Annotated in this window: 20 protein-coding genes and 1 other annotated feature; all 20 genes read left to right on the top strand. The window is 42.6% G+C overall.

The genetic code is table 11. The annotated features are described in order from the left end of the window. Positions 1-71 (top strand) — a sequence feature (ribosomal protein L21 leader region). A 19-nt stretch (positions 72-90) separates the two neighbouring features. Then, on the top strand, positions 91-399 hold the full coding sequence (gene rplU / locus IGI84_RS09635; RefSeq protein WP_005225751.1) for a 50S ribosomal protein L21: 309 nt from the start codon (positions 91-93) through the stop codon (positions 397-399). Between the two features lie 26 nt (positions 400-425). After that, entirely contained in the window at positions 426-770 is a 345-nt protein-coding gene (locus IGI84_RS09630; protein WP_005225752.1) for a ribosomal-processing cysteine protease Prp, read from the top strand. A 12-nt stretch (positions 771-782) separates the two neighbouring features. Further along, positions 783-1,076 (top strand): 50S ribosomal protein L27, encoded by a 294-nt coding sequence (rpmA, locus tag IGI84_RS09625; protein WP_003126181.1) that lies wholly within the window; start codon positions 783-785, stop codon positions 1,074-1,076. A gap of 109 nt (positions 1,077-1,185) precedes the next feature. After that, positions 1,186-1,650 carry a GNAT family N-acetyltransferase gene (locus IGI84_RS09620; protein WP_086292162.1) on the top strand — a complete coding sequence of 155 codons (465 nt, stop codon included), beginning with the start codon at positions 1,186-1,188 and terminating at the stop codon, positions 1,648-1,650. 459 nt (positions 1,651-2,109) lie between these two features. Beyond that, positions 2,110-3,045, top strand: a complete 936-nt coding sequence (phnD, locus tag IGI84_RS09615) for a phosphate/phosphite/phosphonate ABC transporter substrate-binding protein (protein WP_086292163.1) — start codon at positions 2,110-2,112, stop codon at positions 3,043-3,045. Positions 3,046-3,136: 91 nt separating this feature from the next. Then, on the top strand, positions 3,137-3,925 hold the full coding sequence (phnC, locus tag IGI84_RS09610; RefSeq protein ID WP_016610305.1) for a phosphonate ABC transporter ATP-binding protein: 789 nt from the start codon (positions 3,137-3,139) through the stop codon (positions 3,923-3,925). Continuing rightward, positions 3,922-4,704 (top strand): phosphonate ABC transporter, permease protein PhnE, encoded by a 783-nt coding sequence (phnE, locus tag IGI84_RS09605; RefSeq protein WP_005235330.1) that lies wholly within the window; start codon positions 3,922-3,924, stop codon positions 4,702-4,704. Before phnC ends, phnE (IGI84_RS09605) begins: the two co-directional genes overlap by 4 nt. Further along, positions 4,701-5,492, top strand: coding sequence for a phosphonate ABC transporter, permease protein PhnE (gene phnE, locus IGI84_RS09600; protein ID WP_142424341.1), 792 nt, complete (start codon positions 4,701-4,703; stop codon positions 5,490-5,492). The genes phnE (IGI84_RS09605) and phnE (IGI84_RS09600) overlap by 4 nt, the downstream gene beginning before the upstream one ends. A gap of 144 nt (positions 5,493-5,636) precedes the next feature. Then, entirely contained in the window at positions 5,637-6,545 is a 909-nt protein-coding gene (locus tag IGI84_RS09595) for a diacylglycerol/lipid kinase family protein (RefSeq protein WP_142424340.1), read from the top strand. 95 nt (positions 6,546-6,640) lie between these two features. Then, complete coding sequence (locus IGI84_RS09590; protein ID WP_430600246.1) at positions 6,641-7,174, top strand: N-acetyltransferase family protein; 534 nt, start codon at positions 6,641-6,643, stop codon at positions 7,172-7,174. Positions 7,175-7,353: 179 nt separating this feature from the next. Further along, the gene (locus IGI84_RS09585) at positions 7,354-10,176 is read left to right on the top strand and encodes a sigma-54-dependent transcriptional regulator (protein WP_077454336.1); all 2,823 of its coding nucleotides are present in this window, start codon (positions 7,354-7,356) and stop codon (positions 10,174-10,176) included. A 229-nt stretch (positions 10,177-10,405) separates the two neighbouring features. Further along, entirely contained in the window at positions 10,406-10,900 is a 495-nt protein-coding gene (locus IGI84_RS09580; protein WP_220427077.1) for a mannose/fructose/sorbose PTS transporter subunit IIB, read from the top strand. Positions 10,901-10,969: 69 nt separating this feature from the next. Further along, positions 10,970-11,962: a mannose/fructose/sorbose PTS transporter subunit IIA gene (locus IGI84_RS09575; protein ID WP_096741307.1), complete on the top strand. Its 993-nt coding sequence runs from the start codon at positions 10,970-10,972 to the stop codon at positions 11,960-11,962. Positions 11,963-11,992: 30 nt separating this feature from the next. Then, positions 11,993-12,796 (top strand): PTS mannose/fructose/sorbose transporter subunit IIC, encoded by an 804-nt coding sequence (locus IGI84_RS09570; protein WP_081118064.1) that lies wholly within the window; start codon positions 11,993-11,995, stop codon positions 12,794-12,796. A gap of 20 nt (positions 12,797-12,816) precedes the next feature. Next, complete coding sequence (locus tag IGI84_RS09565) at positions 12,817-13,728, top strand: PTS system mannose/fructose/sorbose family transporter subunit IID (protein WP_005235347.1); 912 nt, start codon at positions 12,817-12,819, stop codon at positions 13,726-13,728. Between the two features lie 117 nt (positions 13,729-13,845). Then, positions 13,846-14,211, top strand: coding sequence for a DUF956 family protein (locus IGI84_RS09560; protein ID WP_005235348.1), 366 nt, complete (start codon positions 13,846-13,848; stop codon positions 14,209-14,211). Between the two features lie 74 nt (positions 14,212-14,285). Next, entirely contained in the window at positions 14,286-14,525 is a 240-nt protein-coding gene (locus tag IGI84_RS09555) for a GlsB/YeaQ/YmgE family stress response membrane protein (RefSeq protein WP_005225767.1), read from the top strand. 214 nt (positions 14,526-14,739) lie between these two features. After that, complete coding sequence (locus tag IGI84_RS09550) at positions 14,740-15,804, top strand: M24 family metallopeptidase (protein ID WP_086292167.1); 1,065 nt, start codon at positions 14,740-14,742, stop codon at positions 15,802-15,804. 209 nt (positions 15,805-16,013) lie between these two features. Beyond that, positions 16,014-16,439, top strand: coding sequence for an Asp23/Gls24 family envelope stress response protein (locus IGI84_RS09545; RefSeq protein ID WP_005225770.1), 426 nt, complete (start codon positions 16,014-16,016; stop codon positions 16,437-16,439). Further along, complete coding sequence (nusB, locus tag IGI84_RS09540) at positions 16,432-16,896, top strand: transcription antitermination factor NusB (RefSeq protein ID WP_005235350.1); 465 nt, start codon at positions 16,432-16,434, stop codon at positions 16,894-16,896. The genes IGI84_RS09545 and nusB overlap by 8 nt, the downstream gene beginning before the upstream one ends. The last annotated feature ends 85 nt before the right edge of the window (positions 16,897-16,981 follow it).

Raw genomic sequence — 16,981 nt, 5'->3', positions numbered from 1 at the left:
CCACAGCTACAACCGCACAGAACAAGTAGTAAGTACGAAAGTCACTTGGGATGGCGAGTCTAAGTATATTATAAGGAGGTGCTGTAGAGCATGTACGCAATTATCAAAACTGGTGGGAAACAAGTAAAAGTTGAAGTGGGTCAAGCAATCTACGTTGAAAAATTAGACGTTGAAGCTGGACAAAAGGTTACTTTTGATGAAGTTATCTTAGTAGGTGGCGAATCAACAAAAGTAGGTGCCCCAATCGTTGCAGGAGCAACTGTTGAAGGGACTGTTGAAAAACACGGCAAACAAAAGAAAGTCGTAACTTTCAAATACAAACCTAAAAAACATTCACACCGTAAACAAGGTCACCGTCAACCTTACACAAAAGTTGTTATTGACGCGATCAACGCTTAATTCTTACGAAAAGCAGGGTAACGAATATGATCAAAGGGACATTCAAACGAAATGACTCTGGTCGGATTGTTTCTTTTGAACTGGCTGGACACGCACAAGCAGGAGAATACGGCAAAGACATCGTCTGTGCTGCAGCATCCGCTTTAGCGATCAGTGCAGTCAATGGGATCGATGCTTTGGCTGGCGTTGCGCCAAAAGTTGAAGCAGATAACGAAAATGGTGGGTACTTATTAGTCACACTGCCTTCTCGTTTGACCCAAGAGCAGTCGAATATCGCACAAATTCTTTTAGAGAATTTGTTGATCGGCTTGCAATCAGTTCAAGAAGAGTACAACGATTATATCCAAATCAAAACTACTAAAGAAAACTAGGAGGTGCATCTCATGTTGATGAAAATGAATTTGCAATTCTTCGCTCACAAAAAAGGTGGGGGTTCTACTTCTAACGGACGTGACTCTCAATCAAAACGTTTAGGTGCGAAACGTGCTGACGGTCAAACCGTTTCAGGCGGATCAATCCTTTATCGCCAACGCGGTACTAAAATTTACCCAGGGGTAAACGTAGGTATCGGTGGAGATGATACATTGTTTGCAAAAGTTGACGGCGTTGTTCGTTTCGAACGTAAAGGCCGCGACAAAAAACAAGTATCTGTTTATCCAGTAGCGCAAGAAGCATAAGAAAACGACATCCAGATTACGTAAAAGTAACCTGGGTGTTTTTTTGTACATCAGTGAAACCGTTTTAACAAATTAGTCAATATTAATGACTTTTAAAAGGAGCGAAGCAATGATTCAATTAAAAGAAATCACGAAGGAAAACTATCGTGCGTGCATGAATTTGAAGACAACGAAGGAGCAAGAAGACTTTGTTGCGCCCAATTGGTACTCAATGTTAGAGGCAATCTATGAGGAACCTCGTCAGGCATTTGCCCTATACAATGGTGAGGAAATGGTCGGCTTTATGCTATTTAGTTTTTACGAGGCGGATGAGGATTATCCAAAAGCTTCGTGGTGGATCGAGCGGTTTATGATCGCAGAAAAATTCCAAAATCAAGGGTTAGGCACTCAGGCGTTTCTTGCTGGGTTAGATTGGTTCAAAACCCATATCCAAGCGCAAGAATTAAGGATCTCCGCTGTGGTTGGCAATGAGATCGCAACGAAGCTTTACGAACGAAACGGCTTTGTTTTGACGGGTGAAATGATTGAGAACGAGCATGTACTCTTGTTGCAGTTGCCAACGGATCAAGGATAACGTACTCTTTCTACAGTAAGAGAATGAATTCAAAAGCAGAGGTTCTTAAGGGAATTCTCTGCTTTTTTTGTGTTGCTTCGGTCAAAAAAGTGTGCGGGCATCTTCTGGTTAGACGTTTCAAGAAATTTTGTGCACTTAGGGCAAGAATTACGAGTATATCCATGCTTTGTTCTTCACAAAGTTCCTTTTGCGATTAACGGAATCTTTACACGTTGATAACATAAACCTTATATTCATTTGATACTCTGAGGAAGTAGAACAAAGGTATCTGAAATTTCGAAAAACGTTGATTATTGAGAATCTGCTCACGAATGATTTCGACTTAAACACGAACGTTATCAAAAAAGAAAACGTTCGTAATTCGAAAAAGATTGTTTTTAATTCGTTGGTTTTTTATAATCAAAAAGGAAAGTTCGGAATTCCGTGAGTTCGATTTTTTAATGAAAAGGAGAGAAAGTGATGAAAGTTTGGAAGAAAACGGCAATGTTTGGTTTAGGTTTGGTGGCAGCAGTTACGCTGGCGGCATGTGGCTCAGGTGGAGCAAGCACTGACTCGGCGGCTGAGGACGCAGGATATGTACCAGAAAAGTTGACCGTTCAATTTGTTCCATCACAAGCAGCAGAAACATTAGAAGCAAAAGCAAAACCACTTGAGCAATTATTAAGCGATGAATTGGGGATTCCAGTCACAGTGAGTGTTTCCACTGACTACAATACAATCGTCGAAGCAATGGCTTCGAAACAAGTAGATGTCGGCTTTTTACCGCCGAATGCCTACGTTTTAGCAAATGAACAAAGCAATGTTAAGGTACTGTTGCAAGCGCAGCGTTATGGCATCAAGCAGCCTGGTGGCGAATCAACAGATGAATTGGTTGATAGCTATCGCTCAATGATCGTCGTAAAAAGCGGCAGTGACATCAAAGAGTTGGAAGATTTAAAAGGCAAAACGATTGCCACGCAAGATGTTACTTCTTCTGCCGGTTATGTTTGGCCAGTAGCAGAAATGAAAAAAGCAGGCATCGACATCAATACGGATGTGACGACTGTTCAAGTCAAAGGCCATGACCAAGCGGTCTTATCTGTCTTGAATGGCGACGTTGACGCGGCCTTCGTTTTTGAAGATGCCCGTAACACGGTCAAAAATGATTACCCTGAAATTATGGATGAGGTAGAGCCAATGTACTTTACCGAACCGATCCCGAACGATACGATCAGTGTTCGCAGCGATATGAGTGAAGAGTGGGACAAAAAAATCCAAGATGCCTTTATCGCGATCGGAAAAGATGAAGAAGGAAAACAAATCATCTCTGATATTTACTCGCACGAAGGATACGTTGTTTCAAAAGACAGCAATTTCGACATTGTAAGAGAGTATGCGGAACAAGTCGGACAATAATAGATGAATAGATCGGGAGGGTACCGGTACTTGAGGTACCCTTTTCGAATGGACAGCAATTTTTATCTAATGGAAAGAAAGTAGGAGAATCATGGCTCTAGAGAACGAAACGATTATTTCATTTCAAAATGTGACCAAGCAATACCCAAATGGGGTGTTGGGGTTGAAGGATTTGAACATCGATATCAAAAAAGGAGAATTTGTCATCGTCGTGGGTTTATCCGGTGCAGGCAAATCAACGATGTTGCGCTCCATCAATCGACTGCACGAGATTACAAGCGGCGAGATTTTAATCGATAACAAGTCGATCACAAAAGCAAAAGGAAGAGAGCTACGCTTGATTCGTCGAGACATTGGCATGATTTTCCAAAGCTTCAATTTGGTGAAACGTTCGAGTGTCTTGCGAAACGTCTTAACGGGGCGAGTGGCTTATCATCCTACGATCAAAATGCTGCTGGGTCTCTTTCCGCAAGCGGACAAGGAGTTGGCTTATCAATCACTGCAGCGGGTCAACCTTGCAGAAAAAGTTTATACTCGAGCCGATGAATTATCTGGTGGTCAGCAGCAACGGGTTTCGATTGCTCGGGCTTTGACGCAAGAGCCAAAAATTATTTTAGCGGATGAACCAGTTGCTTCATTAGATCCGTTAACCACTGAAAAAGTCATGAATGACTTAAAACGGATCAATCAAGATCTGGGTATCACTATCGTAGTCAATTTACATTCTGTCCAATTGGCAAGAGAATACGGCACACGGATCATCGGGTTACGAGATGGGGGCTTGGTTTTTGATGGCCCTGTCAGTGAAGCGACCGATCAGCGATTGAAACAGATTTATGGTAGCGAGATCATGGAAGAGCAGGAAGGGGCAGGACAATGACGACAAATACGTTGCCGAAACGCAGCGGACTATGGAAAAATGTTCTGTGGCTCGTCATTTTTTTAGTGGTATTGTTCGTTAGCGGCTCTATTTCTGGCGTTGATTTGGCACGGTTCTTTAGCAACAGCAGTCAAATGAATGTCATTTTACAAAAGATGGCTCATCCTGATTGGGCATATGCCAAAATCATTGTTGAGCCGATTTTGCAAACGATCCAAATGGCGATCATCGGCACAACCTTTGGTGCACTGGCGGCCTTTCCGTTTTCACTTTTAGCAGCACGAAATATCATGACGAATCATTGGATCAGTGGTTGTTTCCGTTTTGTTTTGAATATCATTCGGACGGTACCTGATTTGATGCTGGCGGCTTTATTTGTCGCCATTGTCGGAATTGGTCCGGTTGCAGGGGTGATCTCCATCTCTGTGTTTTCTTTTGGGATGATCACCAAATTGTTTTATGAATCGATTGAAACGATTGATGAAGGTCCGATCGAAGCGATCACGGCTTCTGGAGGATCGAAGTTTGATATCATCCGCTATGCAGTCGTACCGCAAGTCATGAGTCATTTTCTTAGTTACTTGCTTTATGCCTTTGAGATCAATGTGCGGGCATCGACGATTCTTGGGTATATCGGCGCAGGCGGAATCGGTGTTTTCTTACAACGATCTTTAAGCCAATTTCGATATGACCAGACGTCGATCATCGTCTTAGTGATTTTTGCAGTTGTTTTGGTGATTGATACCATTAGTAATAGATTAAGGGAGCGATTATTATGATGTTGCCAGCAGAACCGAAAAAGAAAAAAATACGGAATTGGCTGATCGCAGTAGTCGTTATCCTCCTTTATATCTGGGCTTTTGCTGGCGTGCCTTTTGCTGGTGTTAAAGAAAATGTCGGTCAAATTGTCGGCTCGATCTTTTATGGCCTGATCCATCCTGATTGGGGCTATGTTTATACCGGTGATGGCGAAGATTTGATCAGTCTGATGATCGAAACCGTCGCGATTGCCTTTGTGGGTACGTTTTTATCCTCACTATTAAGTATTCCTTTTGCCTTTTGGGCGGCGCGCAGCAAAAACAGCCCTCGCTGGTTATCGGGATTTGGGAAAATCGTACTGACGGCGATTCGAACGTTTCCAGAAATCGTCTTAGCCATCATGTTTATTAAAACGGTAGGTCCCGGCTCCTTTGCCGGAGTGCTGGCGGTCAGTGTCCATTCCATTGGGATGTTGGCAAAACTCTATAGCGAAGCGATCGAAAACATGGATCATGGTCCCTCGGAATCCGTCATTAGTGCGGGAGGAAGCCGCTGGGATGTATTAGGCTTTGCGACATTGCCGCAACTGATCCCAGAATTTCTATCTTTTACCTTGTATCGATTTGAACTGGCTGTCCGTTCGGCTTCGATCTTAGGGATCGTAGGGGCAGGCGGGATCGGTACACCGATGATCTTTGCTATCAATGCACGTTCATGGAGCCGCGTGGGGATCATTTTATTGGGGATCGTTGTGACGGTCACGATCATTGATTTTATTTCTGGGCGCTTGCGTAAACGATTGGTTTAATAAAATAAAGTGAGTGCTCGAAAAACACAGTCTAAATAGGCTGTGTTTTTTTGCAGCGGAGGAGTGGAGGTTGTTTAAGACAGTTTTTGTGAAACTTGTTATACTGGATTTATAGAAAATGAACCTAAACAAGGAGGCTGTTTTATGAAAGCATTATTGATCGTCAATCCAAGTTCTGGTGGTGAACAAGCGAAAGAATTTGAGGAAATGGCAGCAGACAAGTTGCGGGAAAGCTTTGCGGAAGTCGTAGTCAAACATACCGAAAAAGAAGGAGATGCCACGCGTTTTGCCTCTGAAGCGGCAGCAGAATTTGACAGTGTCTTCGCAATGGGCGGTGATGGTACCGTCAATGAAGCGGTCAATGGCTTAGCTCCTCATGACAAACGACCAAATTTCGGTTTCTTCCCGCTGGGCACAGTAAATGATTTAGCCAGAGCATTAGCGATTCCACTAGATCCCAAGGAAGCCATCGAATCATTTGCAGTGGATCACACCCGCAAAATCGATATTGGGCAGGTCAATCAAGCTTATTTTACTAATGTGGTGGCGATCGGTATGATTCCAGCAGCGATCAACAATGTGGAAGCTGAAGAAAAAACCAAGCTGGGAAAAATGGCCTATTTTGTTTCTGGTCTACGGGAAGTGCGGAAAAATGAAAGTCATCAGTTTGAAGTGATCGCCGAAAATAATGGCGAAAAAACGACGATCGCTGTGGAAAGTAGTACGATGATCGTTGGGTCATCGAATACGATTGGCGGTTTTGAATCTCTTTTACCTAAAGCGAGTACCGATGACGGCAAATTGCATCTGATCTACTTGAAGGATACGAATCTTTGGGAAACTGTCAAAAGTGTGCCTGAGCTTCTCAAAGGAGTTACGGAATCAAATGATGTTCTTGGTTATCAAACCTTTGATAAAGCTGCGATTCGTTTGACAGATGGAACAACGATCGAAACGAATGTCGATGGCGATCCAGGACCTGAGTTGCCAATCACAGTACAGGTGCTGCCACAACATCTCACCGTGTATTGCGGCGCTGAAAAAGCCCGCTAAATCATCAATAACTAGGAAACGATCCGTTAAAAGCGGATTGTTTTTTTTCTTTAGAAAGAGTATACTGGAAAAAATTTATTGAAAGAAGGGATTCTATGACGATACGTTCTGCTGCGATTGCAGATGCCCAAGCCTTGACAGCAATCTATGCTTATTATGTAGATAATACACCGATTACCTTTGAAACGGAGGTGCCCACGGTTCAAGAATTCGCGGAACGCATCGCCAAGACCTTGAAACGCTACCCGTATCTCGTTGCAGAAGAGGCTGGTAAAATCGTCGGTTATGCCTATGCATCAGCCTATAAAGAACGAGCAGCCTATGATTGGACCGTTGAAGTAACCGTTTATTTAGCCCCAGATGCCAAAGCAAAAGGGCTCGGTACCGCTCTTTACCAAGCGCTTGAGGAAAAATTAAAAGCGCAAAACGTGGTCAATCTGACTGCGTGTATTACAGGAGGCAATCAACAAAGCGAGGCTTTTCATGAGAAACTTGGGTATCGGAAAGTTGCTGATTTTGCGCATGTCGGCTATAAGTTCAATCAATGGCACGATGTGATATGGATGCAAAAAGAACTGCAACGATTTCCAGACCAGGTGCCAGCGTTCATTCCTAATGAAAAAGCCTAACGCATCCTGACTTTTGAATATCTTTTTTTGGCAAAATGCTTTATGCTGAAAGTAACAGGTGGAAATTTTTTCTATTGCTACTAAATGCAAAGCATTTTGTTTTTCTGTGTGGAAAAAAGTTGCTTTTTTATAGAAAAATGAGTAAAGTATTCAAGTGGAAAAACAAGGAGGCGAAGCTGTTGGGCAAGCGAATCGAACGTATCTATCAATATATCCTTGAAAACACGCGGAGCGGCTTAGGGGAGAAAAAGGGGTTGTCTACTTCGGAAGTTGCCGATCACTTAGCCATTCAGCGCAGTAATGCCAGTAAAGATTTAAATCAGCTTGTCAAAGAAGGACGCGTTGAAAAAAGTGATTCACGTCCTGTGCGCTATTGGGCAGCAGGTGTTGACGCAATCAGTTCTGAAAAGTATGTCCCAAGCTATAAAGAAAATCGTCCCCAAAGGGAAAAAGCTTTCCCTCAGCGAGTACAAGGAAAACCTTCTGACCGGGATATTTTTGCGACAATCATTGGTGCCAATGGCAGTATGAAAAACGCCGTTGAGCAAGCCAAAGCAGCGATTTTGTATCCGCCAAAGGGGCTTAACTGCTTGATTACAGGTCCTACAGGTTCTGGGAAAACCTACTTTGCCCATGCGATGTTTCAGTTTGCCAAAAGCAATCAGGTGATTGCCGAGGACAAAGAATTGATTGTCTTTAACTGTGCGGACTATGCGAATAATCCGGAACTTTTGATGAGTCATTTGTTTGGTTATGTGCGAGGCGCATTTACGGGTGCCGATCAAGAGAAAATCGGTATTATCGATCAAGCAGATGAAAGTATGCTATTTCTCGATGAGATCCATCGCTTACCACCAGAAGGTCAGGAAATGATCTTTTACTTTATGGATCATGGAACCTTCAGTCGTCTAGGAGAGACGGGCAAAAACCATCAAGCGAATGTCCGAATCGTTGGAGCGACTACGGAAGACCCCAACTCAACACTCTTAGATACCTTCACCCGGCGGATTCCCATTAACATTCAATTGCCTTTCTTTGAAAAACGACCGGCGTCAGAAAAAGTCGACCTTGTTCGGGTATTAGTTGGGCAAGAGGCGACCCGCATCCAACGGACGATCACCTTGACAGAAGATGTGGTCAAAGCACTGATCGGCAGTGTTAGTTTTGGGAATATCGGGCAATTGAAGTCGAACGTGCAGCTTGTTTGTGCCCGTGGATTTCTAAACCATATGCAGCAGGATGAAATTGAAATCGATTTATTAGATCTTCCAGAAGGGATCCGTTCAGGGTTGATCGTCTTGGGAAATCGTCGCAATGAGCTGGCAGAGCTTTCAAAGATCCTTGAACCGAAAATCAGTGTTCAGCCGAATCAAAACTTAAACAATATCCAATCAGATTCCTATGAATTGCCTTATAATCTTTACGATATTATCGGCGACAAGGCTGCTTTGCTAAAAGCAGATGGGTTGGATCAAGAGGCGATCAATCATTTTATTTCAACAGATATTAATGTTCACTTAAAGTCTTTTTATAAAGATCACGGGTTTTCCTTTAACTCGGTCAATAAACTAAGTGAATTTGTCGACCAGAAAGTGATCAGTGTAACAAATCAAATCTATGAGATGGTTCGGCAACGCTTAAATTACGATTTTCAGCAAAACTTCATCTATGCCATGAGCTTACACATCAGCTCATTTTTGAAAAAAATCCATCTAGGAGAAGAACGACAAACCAATGACAATATTCGTCAGATGGTAGCTGACTATCCGCAAGAGTTTGAAGTCGCCAAAGAAGTCCGCGATTTTATTGGTGATAGTTTCCAAGTGGCGATTCCTGAGAGCGAATCTTATTATTTAGCGGTTCTTCTGGTTTCTCTTAGAACCTCTCATTCCTCTGGGAAAATCGGCGTCGTCGTTGCAGCCCACGGCAACAGCACAGCCAGTAGCATGGTACAAGTGGTTAAACAGTTGCTGGAAGTCGATCAAGTTACCGCGGTGGACATGCCATTAGATATGCCACCGGCTGTGGCGTTGAAAAAAATCGTGGATAGTGTGCGTGCTGTCAATGACGGTAGCGGAGTGATCCTGTTAGTCGACATGGGGTCTTTAGCGACCTTTAATAATGAGATCCAGCGGGAAACAGGCGTGGCTGTGCGGACAGTCGACATGGTGACCACCTCCATCGTCCTTGAGACGGTCCGTAAAGCATCGGTTATTGGAACGGACCTCGATCAACTGTATGATTCGTTACGGAAGTTCCGTGGATATGGAGCGGTCACTGTGGAAGAACCAGTGACACAAAACCACCACCCTAAAGCGATCTTAGCGGTCTGTGCTTCAGGAAAAGGAACGGCGCAGCGTATCAAAGAATTGATCCAAAGTTCATTGTCAAAACGGCAAAACCAAAATGTTGAAGTGGTGACCTTATCGGTGGCGGATCTAAGAACGGATTTGGAACAGATTCAACAGCGTTATCGATTGATTGCTGCAACGGGGATCATCGATCCCCATATAGATGCGCCATTTATTTCGCTGGAACGTTTTATTGACCAAGATGTCGATCTTTTGTTAGATGATATCCTATTAGAGAATGATTTGAGTTTTGAAGATGAAGTTCAGCTGGATGACCAACAGGCGAAAGCAATCTGCGTCCAGTATCTAGAAGAAAACTTTACGTATATCAATCCGAAAAAAGTGGTCGATCCTTTATGGAAGTTCAGCCAGGAGATCATTCGTGATCTTGAATTAGGGCAAGCGCAGCAAGGCTTTTTGATCAACTTTGTCATGCATAGTGCAGGTATGCTGGAACGAATCATTTTGCGGCAGCCGTTGACAGTTGGGGAGAAAGAGCTAGAGGCGATGCGTTCGGACCCACTTTACGCACTGCTTCATGTCCATGTCCAGTCGTTTAGTCGTTTGATGAATATTGAGATTCCTGATGCGGAAGAGTATTACTTGATGGAACTCGTAAAGAACCATCGGGAAAAAGAGCAATACCAATAATCATGAAAAATAATACAGATACACTAAAAAAGATACAGTATTTTTTAGTGTATCTTTTTTAGTGTATTATTCAAATGCTGATTCTTAAGGTTTTTTCAAGAATAGTGTATCGTAAAAACTTGGCACGCTTCTTGCTTCTATATAAGTGGATACAGGAGGTGATTGAAAAAAGAACAGATCCTCAATATGAAAAACGGATCGATGGATGTAGGAGGCTTGCACAATGGGAATGGATATACGTCTTGCCCGAATCGACGATCGGTTGATTCATGGTCAGGTCGCCACAGCTTGGTCGAAAATGACTGGTATCAATCGAATCATCGTGGTCAGTGATGAGGTCGCAAATGACCAATTACGGAAGTTTCTCTTGAAAGAAGCTGCTCCACCAGGAATCAAATCTAATGTGGTGACAGTAGCAAAAATGCTTGAGGTGGCGCATAACACATTATTTAATACGCAAAAAGTCATGTTATTATTTACCAACCCTCAAGATGTCGTGACTCTGGTCAAAGGAGGCATTGACATTCGTTCCGTCAATATCGGCGGCATGAGCTTTTCAACGGGAAAACGGATGATCACTAATTTCGTGTCAGTCAATGATCAAGATCTTGCTTCATTGCTTTACTTGCAAAACCAAGGCATTGAAGTGGAGATACGCAAAGTTCCAGCTGATCGTAAAATCTTTTTGAAGGATATTTTGGAAAAAGAAGGTAGTCACCCTTAATTTTTTCGATGTTGTTTTTTCTTTCGTATTCGTGTCACATTTTTCAATTTTGATATAGGAGGTAAAAAGATGGTAGGAATTATCCTAGCAAGTCATGGAGAATTTGCTAACGGCATTTTGCAATCTGGTTCAATGATCTTCGGCGAACAAGAAAATGTTAAAGCTGTTACATTGATGCCAAGTGAAGGTCCAGATGACATCAAGGCAAAAATGCAAGAAGCAATTGCTACATTTGACGATCAAGAAGAAGTATTATTCTTAGTTGATCTTTGGGGTGGTACTCCTTTCAACCAAGCGAACAGCTTGTTTGAAGATCACAAAGACAAATGGGCAATCGTTGCTGGTATGAATTTACCAATGGTGATCGAAGCCTATGCTTCACGTTTTTCAATGAATACAGCGCATGAAATCGCTGCGCATATCGTTGAAACAGCTAAAGAAGGGGTCAAGGTCAAACCAGAAGAACTTGAACCAGAAGAAGCGGCAGCACCAAAAGCAGTGCAAGACGATCAACCTAAAGGATCACTTCCTCCGGGAACTGTTCTAGGCGATGGCAAAATCAAAATCGTACTTGCACGTGTCGATTCACGTTTGTTGCATGGTCAAGTCGCAACAGCTTGGACAAAATCAGTCAATCCATCTCGGATCATCGTTGTTTCTGACGCGGTGGCAAAAGATGACTTGCGTAAAAAACTGATCGAACAAGCAGCTCCTCCAGGAGTAAAAGCGAACGTCATTCCAGTGGATAAAATGATTGAAGTTTCTAAAGACCCTCGTTTCGGGAATACGAAAGCTTTACTTTTATTTGAAAACCCACAAGATGTGTTGCGTGCAGTTGAAGGCGGCGTTGATATCACTGAAGTGAACGTTGGTTCAATGGCTCACTCTGTTGGGAAAGTTGTTGTAAGTAAAGTATTGTCGATGGGTACGGACGATGTGAAGACATTTGAAGATCTAAAAGAACGCGGCATCAAATTCGATGTGCGTAAAGTACCAAATGACTCTCGAGACAACATGGACGAAATCTTACGCAAAGCCAAAAATGAATTGGCAAATAAATAGAAACGTATTCAACTAAATAGGAGGTCTATCATGACTATTATATCTATGGTATTAGTAGTACTCGTTGCCTTTTTAGCTGGTATGGAAGGAATCTTGGATGAATTCCAATTCCATCAACCGCTAATCGCGTGTACTTTGATCGGTTTAGTGACCGGTAATTTGGAAGCATGTATCATTTTGGGCGGATCATTACAAATGATCGCACTTGGATGGGCAAACATCGGTGCCGCTGTTGCACCTGATGCTGCATTGGCGTCTGTTGCATCTGCAATTATTTTAGTTTTAGGTGGACAAGGAACTGCTGGTGTTGATACAGCGATTGCCGTTGCAATCCCTCTAGCTGTTGCTGGTTTGTTCTTGACAATGATCGTTCGTACATTGGCTGTGCCAATCGTTCACTTTATGGATGCGGCTGCTGAAGAAGGCAACATTCGTAAAATTGAAATGTGGCACGTGATCGCTGTATGTATGCAAGGGGTTCGTATTGCGATTCCTGCAGCTGCATTGTTGGCAATCCCTGCTGCAACTGTTCAAAACTTCTTAGAATCAATGCCTGCATGGTTGACGGATGGTATGGCTATCGGTGGTGGTATGGTTGTTGCCGTTGGTTACGCAATGGTTATCAACATGATGGCAACTCGCGAAGTATGGCCATTCTTTATTATCGGTTTCGTTATCGCAGCTATCTCTGAATTGACATTGATCGCTATCGGTGCCTTGGCAGTAGCAATCGCTTTGATCTACTTGAACCTAACTAAAATGGGCGGATCATCAAATGGAGGCGGCGGCAGTAACACTGGCGACCCTCTAGGCGATATCTTGAATGACTATTAGAATCGAAGGAGGAGAAAAAAATGGCAGAAAAAATTCAATTAAATAAAAAAGATCGTTTAGCCGTAGCATGGCGCTCTACCTTCATTCAAGGTTCATGGAACTATGAACGTATGCAAAATGGTGGTTGGGCATTCTCAATGATTCCAGCAATCAAAAAATTATACAAAACAAAAGAAGACCGTGCCGCTGCTTTGAAGCGTCACTTAGAATTCTTTAATACTCACCCATATATCGCATCACCAATCTTAGGTGTAACACTAGCGTTAGAAGAAGAACGTGCCAATGGCGCGCCTGTCGATGACGTAGCGATCCAAGGGGTAAAAGTTGGGATGATGGGTCCTTTAGCCGGTGTCGGTGACCCTGTGTTCTGGTTTACTGTCCGTCCGATGTTAGGTGCATTAGGTGCTTCTCTTGCTTTAGGCGGAAACATCTTAGGCCCAATCATCTTCTTCGTTGCTTGGAACATCATCCGTTGGGCATTTATGTGGTACACACAAGAATTCGGCTACCGTGCTGGTTCTAAAATCACTGATGACCTTTCAGGTGGTTTGCTACAAGATGTAACAAAAGGTGCTTCTATTTTAGGGATGTTTGTATTAGGGTCACTTGTTCAACGTTGGGTATCGATTTCCTTTGCACCAGTTGTCTCAAGCGTACCGCTTGATGAAGGTGCCTATGTCGACTGGGCAAACTTGCCTTCCGGTTCAGCTGGTTTGCAACAAGCCTTCCAACAAGTAGCTGAAGGCCGTGCATTGACTGATACAAAAGTAACAACATTGCAAAACAACTTGGATCAATTGATTCCTGGTTTAGCTGCACTATTGCTTACTTTGTTATGTATGTGGTTATTGAAGAAAAAAGTTTCTCCAATTGTCATTATTATCGGTCTATTCTTAGTCGGTATCGGTGGACACTTGATCGGATTGTTATAATCTTTTCAATGATAGGTGCTTGGGGAAACCCAAGCATCTTTTTTATTTATTCGCCAAATATGCCGCAAACACGTATAATAGGTAACAATAAGACGATATAGAATGGAGTAAGCGCAAATGGTACAATCCCTTAATACAAAAGTTGATTTGACGATCGATGCTACGTCTTTTTTAGGTATCAATGAATACGGCAAAATCATGATCGGCGATAATGCCTTTGAGTTTTACAATGATCGTGACAAACGCAAGTTTATTCAAATTCCTTGGGAAGACGTCGACTATGTGATCGCTTCGGTCTTGTTCAAAGGACGTTGGATCCCGCGTTATGCGATTCGGACCAAAAAGAATGGGACGTATACCTTCTCATCAAAAGAACCAAAAAAAGTTCTGCGGGCAATTCGGGAATACGTTGACCCAGATCATATGGTCCATTCTCTTGGCTTTTTCGATATCTTGAAACGGGCAATTACCCGTAGAAAATAACAAGAGAGCATATGTTTTTCCAATTGATTCTCAATGTGTTACCCTTTTTATAAGAAAGTTTAGGAGGGGTTATTATGCACTTTTTATGGACATTGATCGTGGGAGCGGTCATCGGGTCGATCGGCGGTGCTATCGCAGGAGAAAAACGCGGTTGCATTTTTGATATCGTCGCAGGACTTGTGGGCGCATCAATCGGACAAGGCTTATTTGGCACTTGGGGACCACAAGTGGCAGGAATGGCAATCGTGCCGGCAATCATTGGCGCAGTCATTTTCGTGGCTGTCGTATCGTTCTTTTTGGGACGGAAAAGATAATTATCAAAGAAGCAATCCATCGACTGGGTTGCTTTTTTTGTACTTTGAAGCTATCTAGAAGAGAATAACGAGAGAGTAAAGTAGAGTCTTTTTAAAATACCATTCTTTTCATTCGTATTGTTTGATTTTTTAGAAAACTTTTCGCTTACTTTCCGCTTTTTCTGGAAGTTTGTTATAATACTATCGTATAGAAAAAGAAAGTAGGGAACGATACATGTTAAGAGTCGAAAAATTACGCGAAGCAATGAGAAAAGATTCGATTGATGGGTTCTTGATCACCAGCCCATACAATTTGCGTTACTTGACAAACTTTACTGGGACAACTGGTTTAGCAGTCATTACGTTAGACAAAGCCTTTTTTGTAACAGATTTTCGTTATACAGAACAAGCAGCTGCTCAAGCCCAAGGATTTGAGATCGTAAAAAATAGCGGGCCGATTTTTGAAGAAGTTGCAACCATCTGCCAGAATGAAGAAATCAATGTCTTAGCATTTGAAGAAAGTTTCGTCAGCTTTGCTGAATACTCCGTCTTAGAAGACTTGATCGAGGAATCATCACTAGCCCCTGTATCGGGGATGATCGAGGCTTTGCGGGAAGTCAAAGATGAGGAAGAGATCGCATTGATCCAACAAGCCTGCCATATCGCCGATCAAGGATTTGAACATATTTTGAAAATGATCCGCCCAGGAATGACCGAAATCGAAGTGGCGAATCAGTTAGATTTCTTTATGCGTTCATTAGGTGCCACAAGTGTATCTTTTGAAACGATCGTGGCTAGTGGTCTGCGTTCAGCAATGCCCCATGGAGTTGCCAGTGAAAAAGTGATTGAACAAGGTGATCTGATCACGTTAGACTTTGGCTGTTACTATCAAGGCTATGTGTCGGATATGACTAGAACCTTTGCAGTAGGCGATCCTGGCGATAAATTGAAGGAAATCTATCAAATCGTACTTGAAGCACAAGAAAAAGTCTTGGCAGCAGCAAAACCTGGAATGACCGGAATTGAACTAGATGCGATCGCTCGGGATCACATTGCTTCCTTTGGCTACGGAGATGCCTTTGGTCATTCAACAGGTCATGGGATTGGTTTAGAGATCCACGAAGGACCAAATGTATCTTTCCGCGCTGATAAAGCATTTGTTGTCGGAAACGTCATTACAGATGAACCAGGAATCTATCTTCCAGGAATTGGCGGCGTTCGTATCGAAGATGATCTTTTGATCACCGAAACGGGCAATAAAGTGTTGACACATTCACCGAAAGAATTGATCATTCTCTGATTCATCGACCTTGTTTTTCAGAAAATTCATTGAGAATAGTGGGTTATTATAGATTCTCAGTGCAGAAAATGATAAACTTAGAGCGAGAAGAAACACTGTGCCATGGATGTTATTGATTGAATCAAGCGTTGGTTTGCTTCAAACGGAAAAAACGAGCGATTTTTTTACAAACAATACGGTACAGCTGTTTAGAATGGAGGCAAAAACGTATGAATGAAGATAAAAACCTTGTATTAAATGCAAGTCCTGAATTAGGCGAGATCGTCATCGCGCCAGAAGTGATCGAGATCATTATTGGGATCGCTGCTTCTAAAGTGGAAGGTGTCTATGGGATGCGAGGAACACTGGCAAACAGTGTCACTGAATTATTAGGTCGCGCAGCTCATGGCAAAGGGGTCTACTTAACGATCGATGAAACAGGGATCAAAGTGGATATCTACTGCTATATTACTTATGGGATGTCAGTGCCTAAAGTGGCAATGGAGATCCAAGAACGGGTCAAACAGCAAGTCTTATTTATGACAGATGTGCAACTGGCTGAAGTAAATGTTCATGTTGTGGCAGTCGTGCCAGAAAAAGTAGATTTACCAGACATCGAAGAATTATTTGGAAACGACGAGGAAGAAAATGAGTAAAGAATTATCACGGCATGAAATACGGAAAATGGCGTTACAAGCTTTATTTCCACTAGACTTTAACAAAGATTTAACGAAACAAGATGCCATCATGCATGCCATCGAGTTGGAACACCATGAATTGATTGATGAAGAACAAGAGCATTTTGTGCCTGTTTATTTAGATCAATTAGTGGCAGGTGTTTGTCATTACAAAGAAGCTTTGGATGAAGTCATTCAAAGTCATTTAAAAGCCGGTTGGAAAATCCAGCGTTTATCAAAAATGGACGTGACGATTTTACGAATTGCTTTGTATGAAATGATCTATGTGGATAATGTGCCGAATCGTGTGGCTTTGAATGAAGCGATCGAATTAGCGAAAACCTTTAGTGACGATCAGTCCAGAAAGTTTGTCAACGGTATTTTATCGACAGTCAATCAAGAGCTAGAAACAAAAAACAACCAAGTAAGTGAGTAATTTTCAGCCCTAACCATATCGATCAAAAGAGCACAGCCTTTTTTTCGATCGAGTCAGAAACCGAACGATTTATGAGCAACCGCCT

This window comes from Enterococcus sp. DIV0008 (assembly GCF_050542615.1).
Lineage (GTDB): Bacteria > Bacillota > Bacilli > Lactobacillales > Enterococcaceae > Enterococcus_D > Enterococcus_D innesii.
This window is presented reverse-complemented; position numbering and strand designations above follow the sequence as displayed.

Bases quoted from the DNA above. Each gene is read 5' to 3' on its own strand.
- rplU (WP_005225751.1), top strand. From the start codon at position 91: ATGTACGCAATTATCAAAACTGGTGGGAAACAAGTAAAAGTTGAAGTG.
- IGI84_RS09630 (WP_005225752.1), top strand. From the start codon at position 426: ATGATCAAAGGGACATTCAAACGAAATGACTCTGGTCGGATTGTTTCT.
- rpmA (WP_003126181.1), top strand. From the start codon at position 783: ATGTTGATGAAAATGAATTTGCAATTCTTCGCTCACAAAAAAGGTGGG.
- IGI84_RS09620 (WP_086292162.1), top strand. From the start codon at position 1,186: ATGATTCAATTAAAAGAAATCACGAAGGAAAACTATCGTGCGTGCATG.
- phnD (WP_086292163.1), top strand. From the start codon at position 2,110: ATGAAAGTTTGGAAGAAAACGGCAATGTTTGGTTTAGGTTTGGTGGCA.
- phnC (WP_016610305.1), top strand. From the start codon at position 3,137: ATGGCTCTAGAGAACGAAACGATTATTTCATTTCAAAATGTGACCAAG.
- phnE (WP_005235330.1), top strand. From the start codon at position 3,922: ATGACGACAAATACGTTGCCGAAACGCAGCGGACTATGGAAAAATGTT.
- phnE (WP_142424341.1), top strand. From the start codon at position 4,701: ATGATGTTGCCAGCAGAACCGAAAAAGAAAAAAATACGGAATTGGCTG.
- IGI84_RS09595 (WP_142424340.1), top strand. From the start codon at position 5,637: ATGAAAGCATTATTGATCGTCAATCCAAGTTCTGGTGGTGAACAAGCG.
- IGI84_RS09590 (WP_430600246.1), top strand. From the start codon at position 6,641: ATGACGATACGTTCTGCTGCGATTGCAGATGCCCAAGCCTTGACAGCA.
- IGI84_RS09580 (WP_220427077.1), top strand. From the start codon at position 10,406: ATGGATATACGTCTTGCCCGAATCGACGATCGGTTGATTCATGGTCAG.
- IGI84_RS09575 (WP_096741307.1), top strand. From the start codon at position 10,970: ATGGTAGGAATTATCCTAGCAAGTCATGGAGAATTTGCTAACGGCATT.
- IGI84_RS09570 (WP_081118064.1), top strand. From the start codon at position 11,993: ATGACTATTATATCTATGGTATTAGTAGTACTCGTTGCCTTTTTAGCT.
- IGI84_RS09565 (WP_005235347.1), top strand. From the start codon at position 12,817: ATGGCAGAAAAAATTCAATTAAATAAAAAAGATCGTTTAGCCGTAGCA.
- IGI84_RS09560 (WP_005235348.1), top strand. From the start codon at position 13,846: ATGGTACAATCCCTTAATACAAAAGTTGATTTGACGATCGATGCTACG.
- IGI84_RS09555 (WP_005225767.1), top strand. From the start codon at position 14,286: ATGCACTTTTTATGGACATTGATCGTGGGAGCGGTCATCGGGTCGATC.
- IGI84_RS09550 (WP_086292167.1), top strand. From the start codon at position 14,740: ATGTTAAGAGTCGAAAAATTACGCGAAGCAATGAGAAAAGATTCGATT.
- IGI84_RS09545 (WP_005225770.1), top strand. From the start codon at position 16,014: ATGAATGAAGATAAAAACCTTGTATTAAATGCAAGTCCTGAATTAGGC.
- nusB (WP_005235350.1), top strand. From the start codon at position 16,432: ATGAGTAAAGAATTATCACGGCATGAAATACGGAAAATGGCGTTACAA.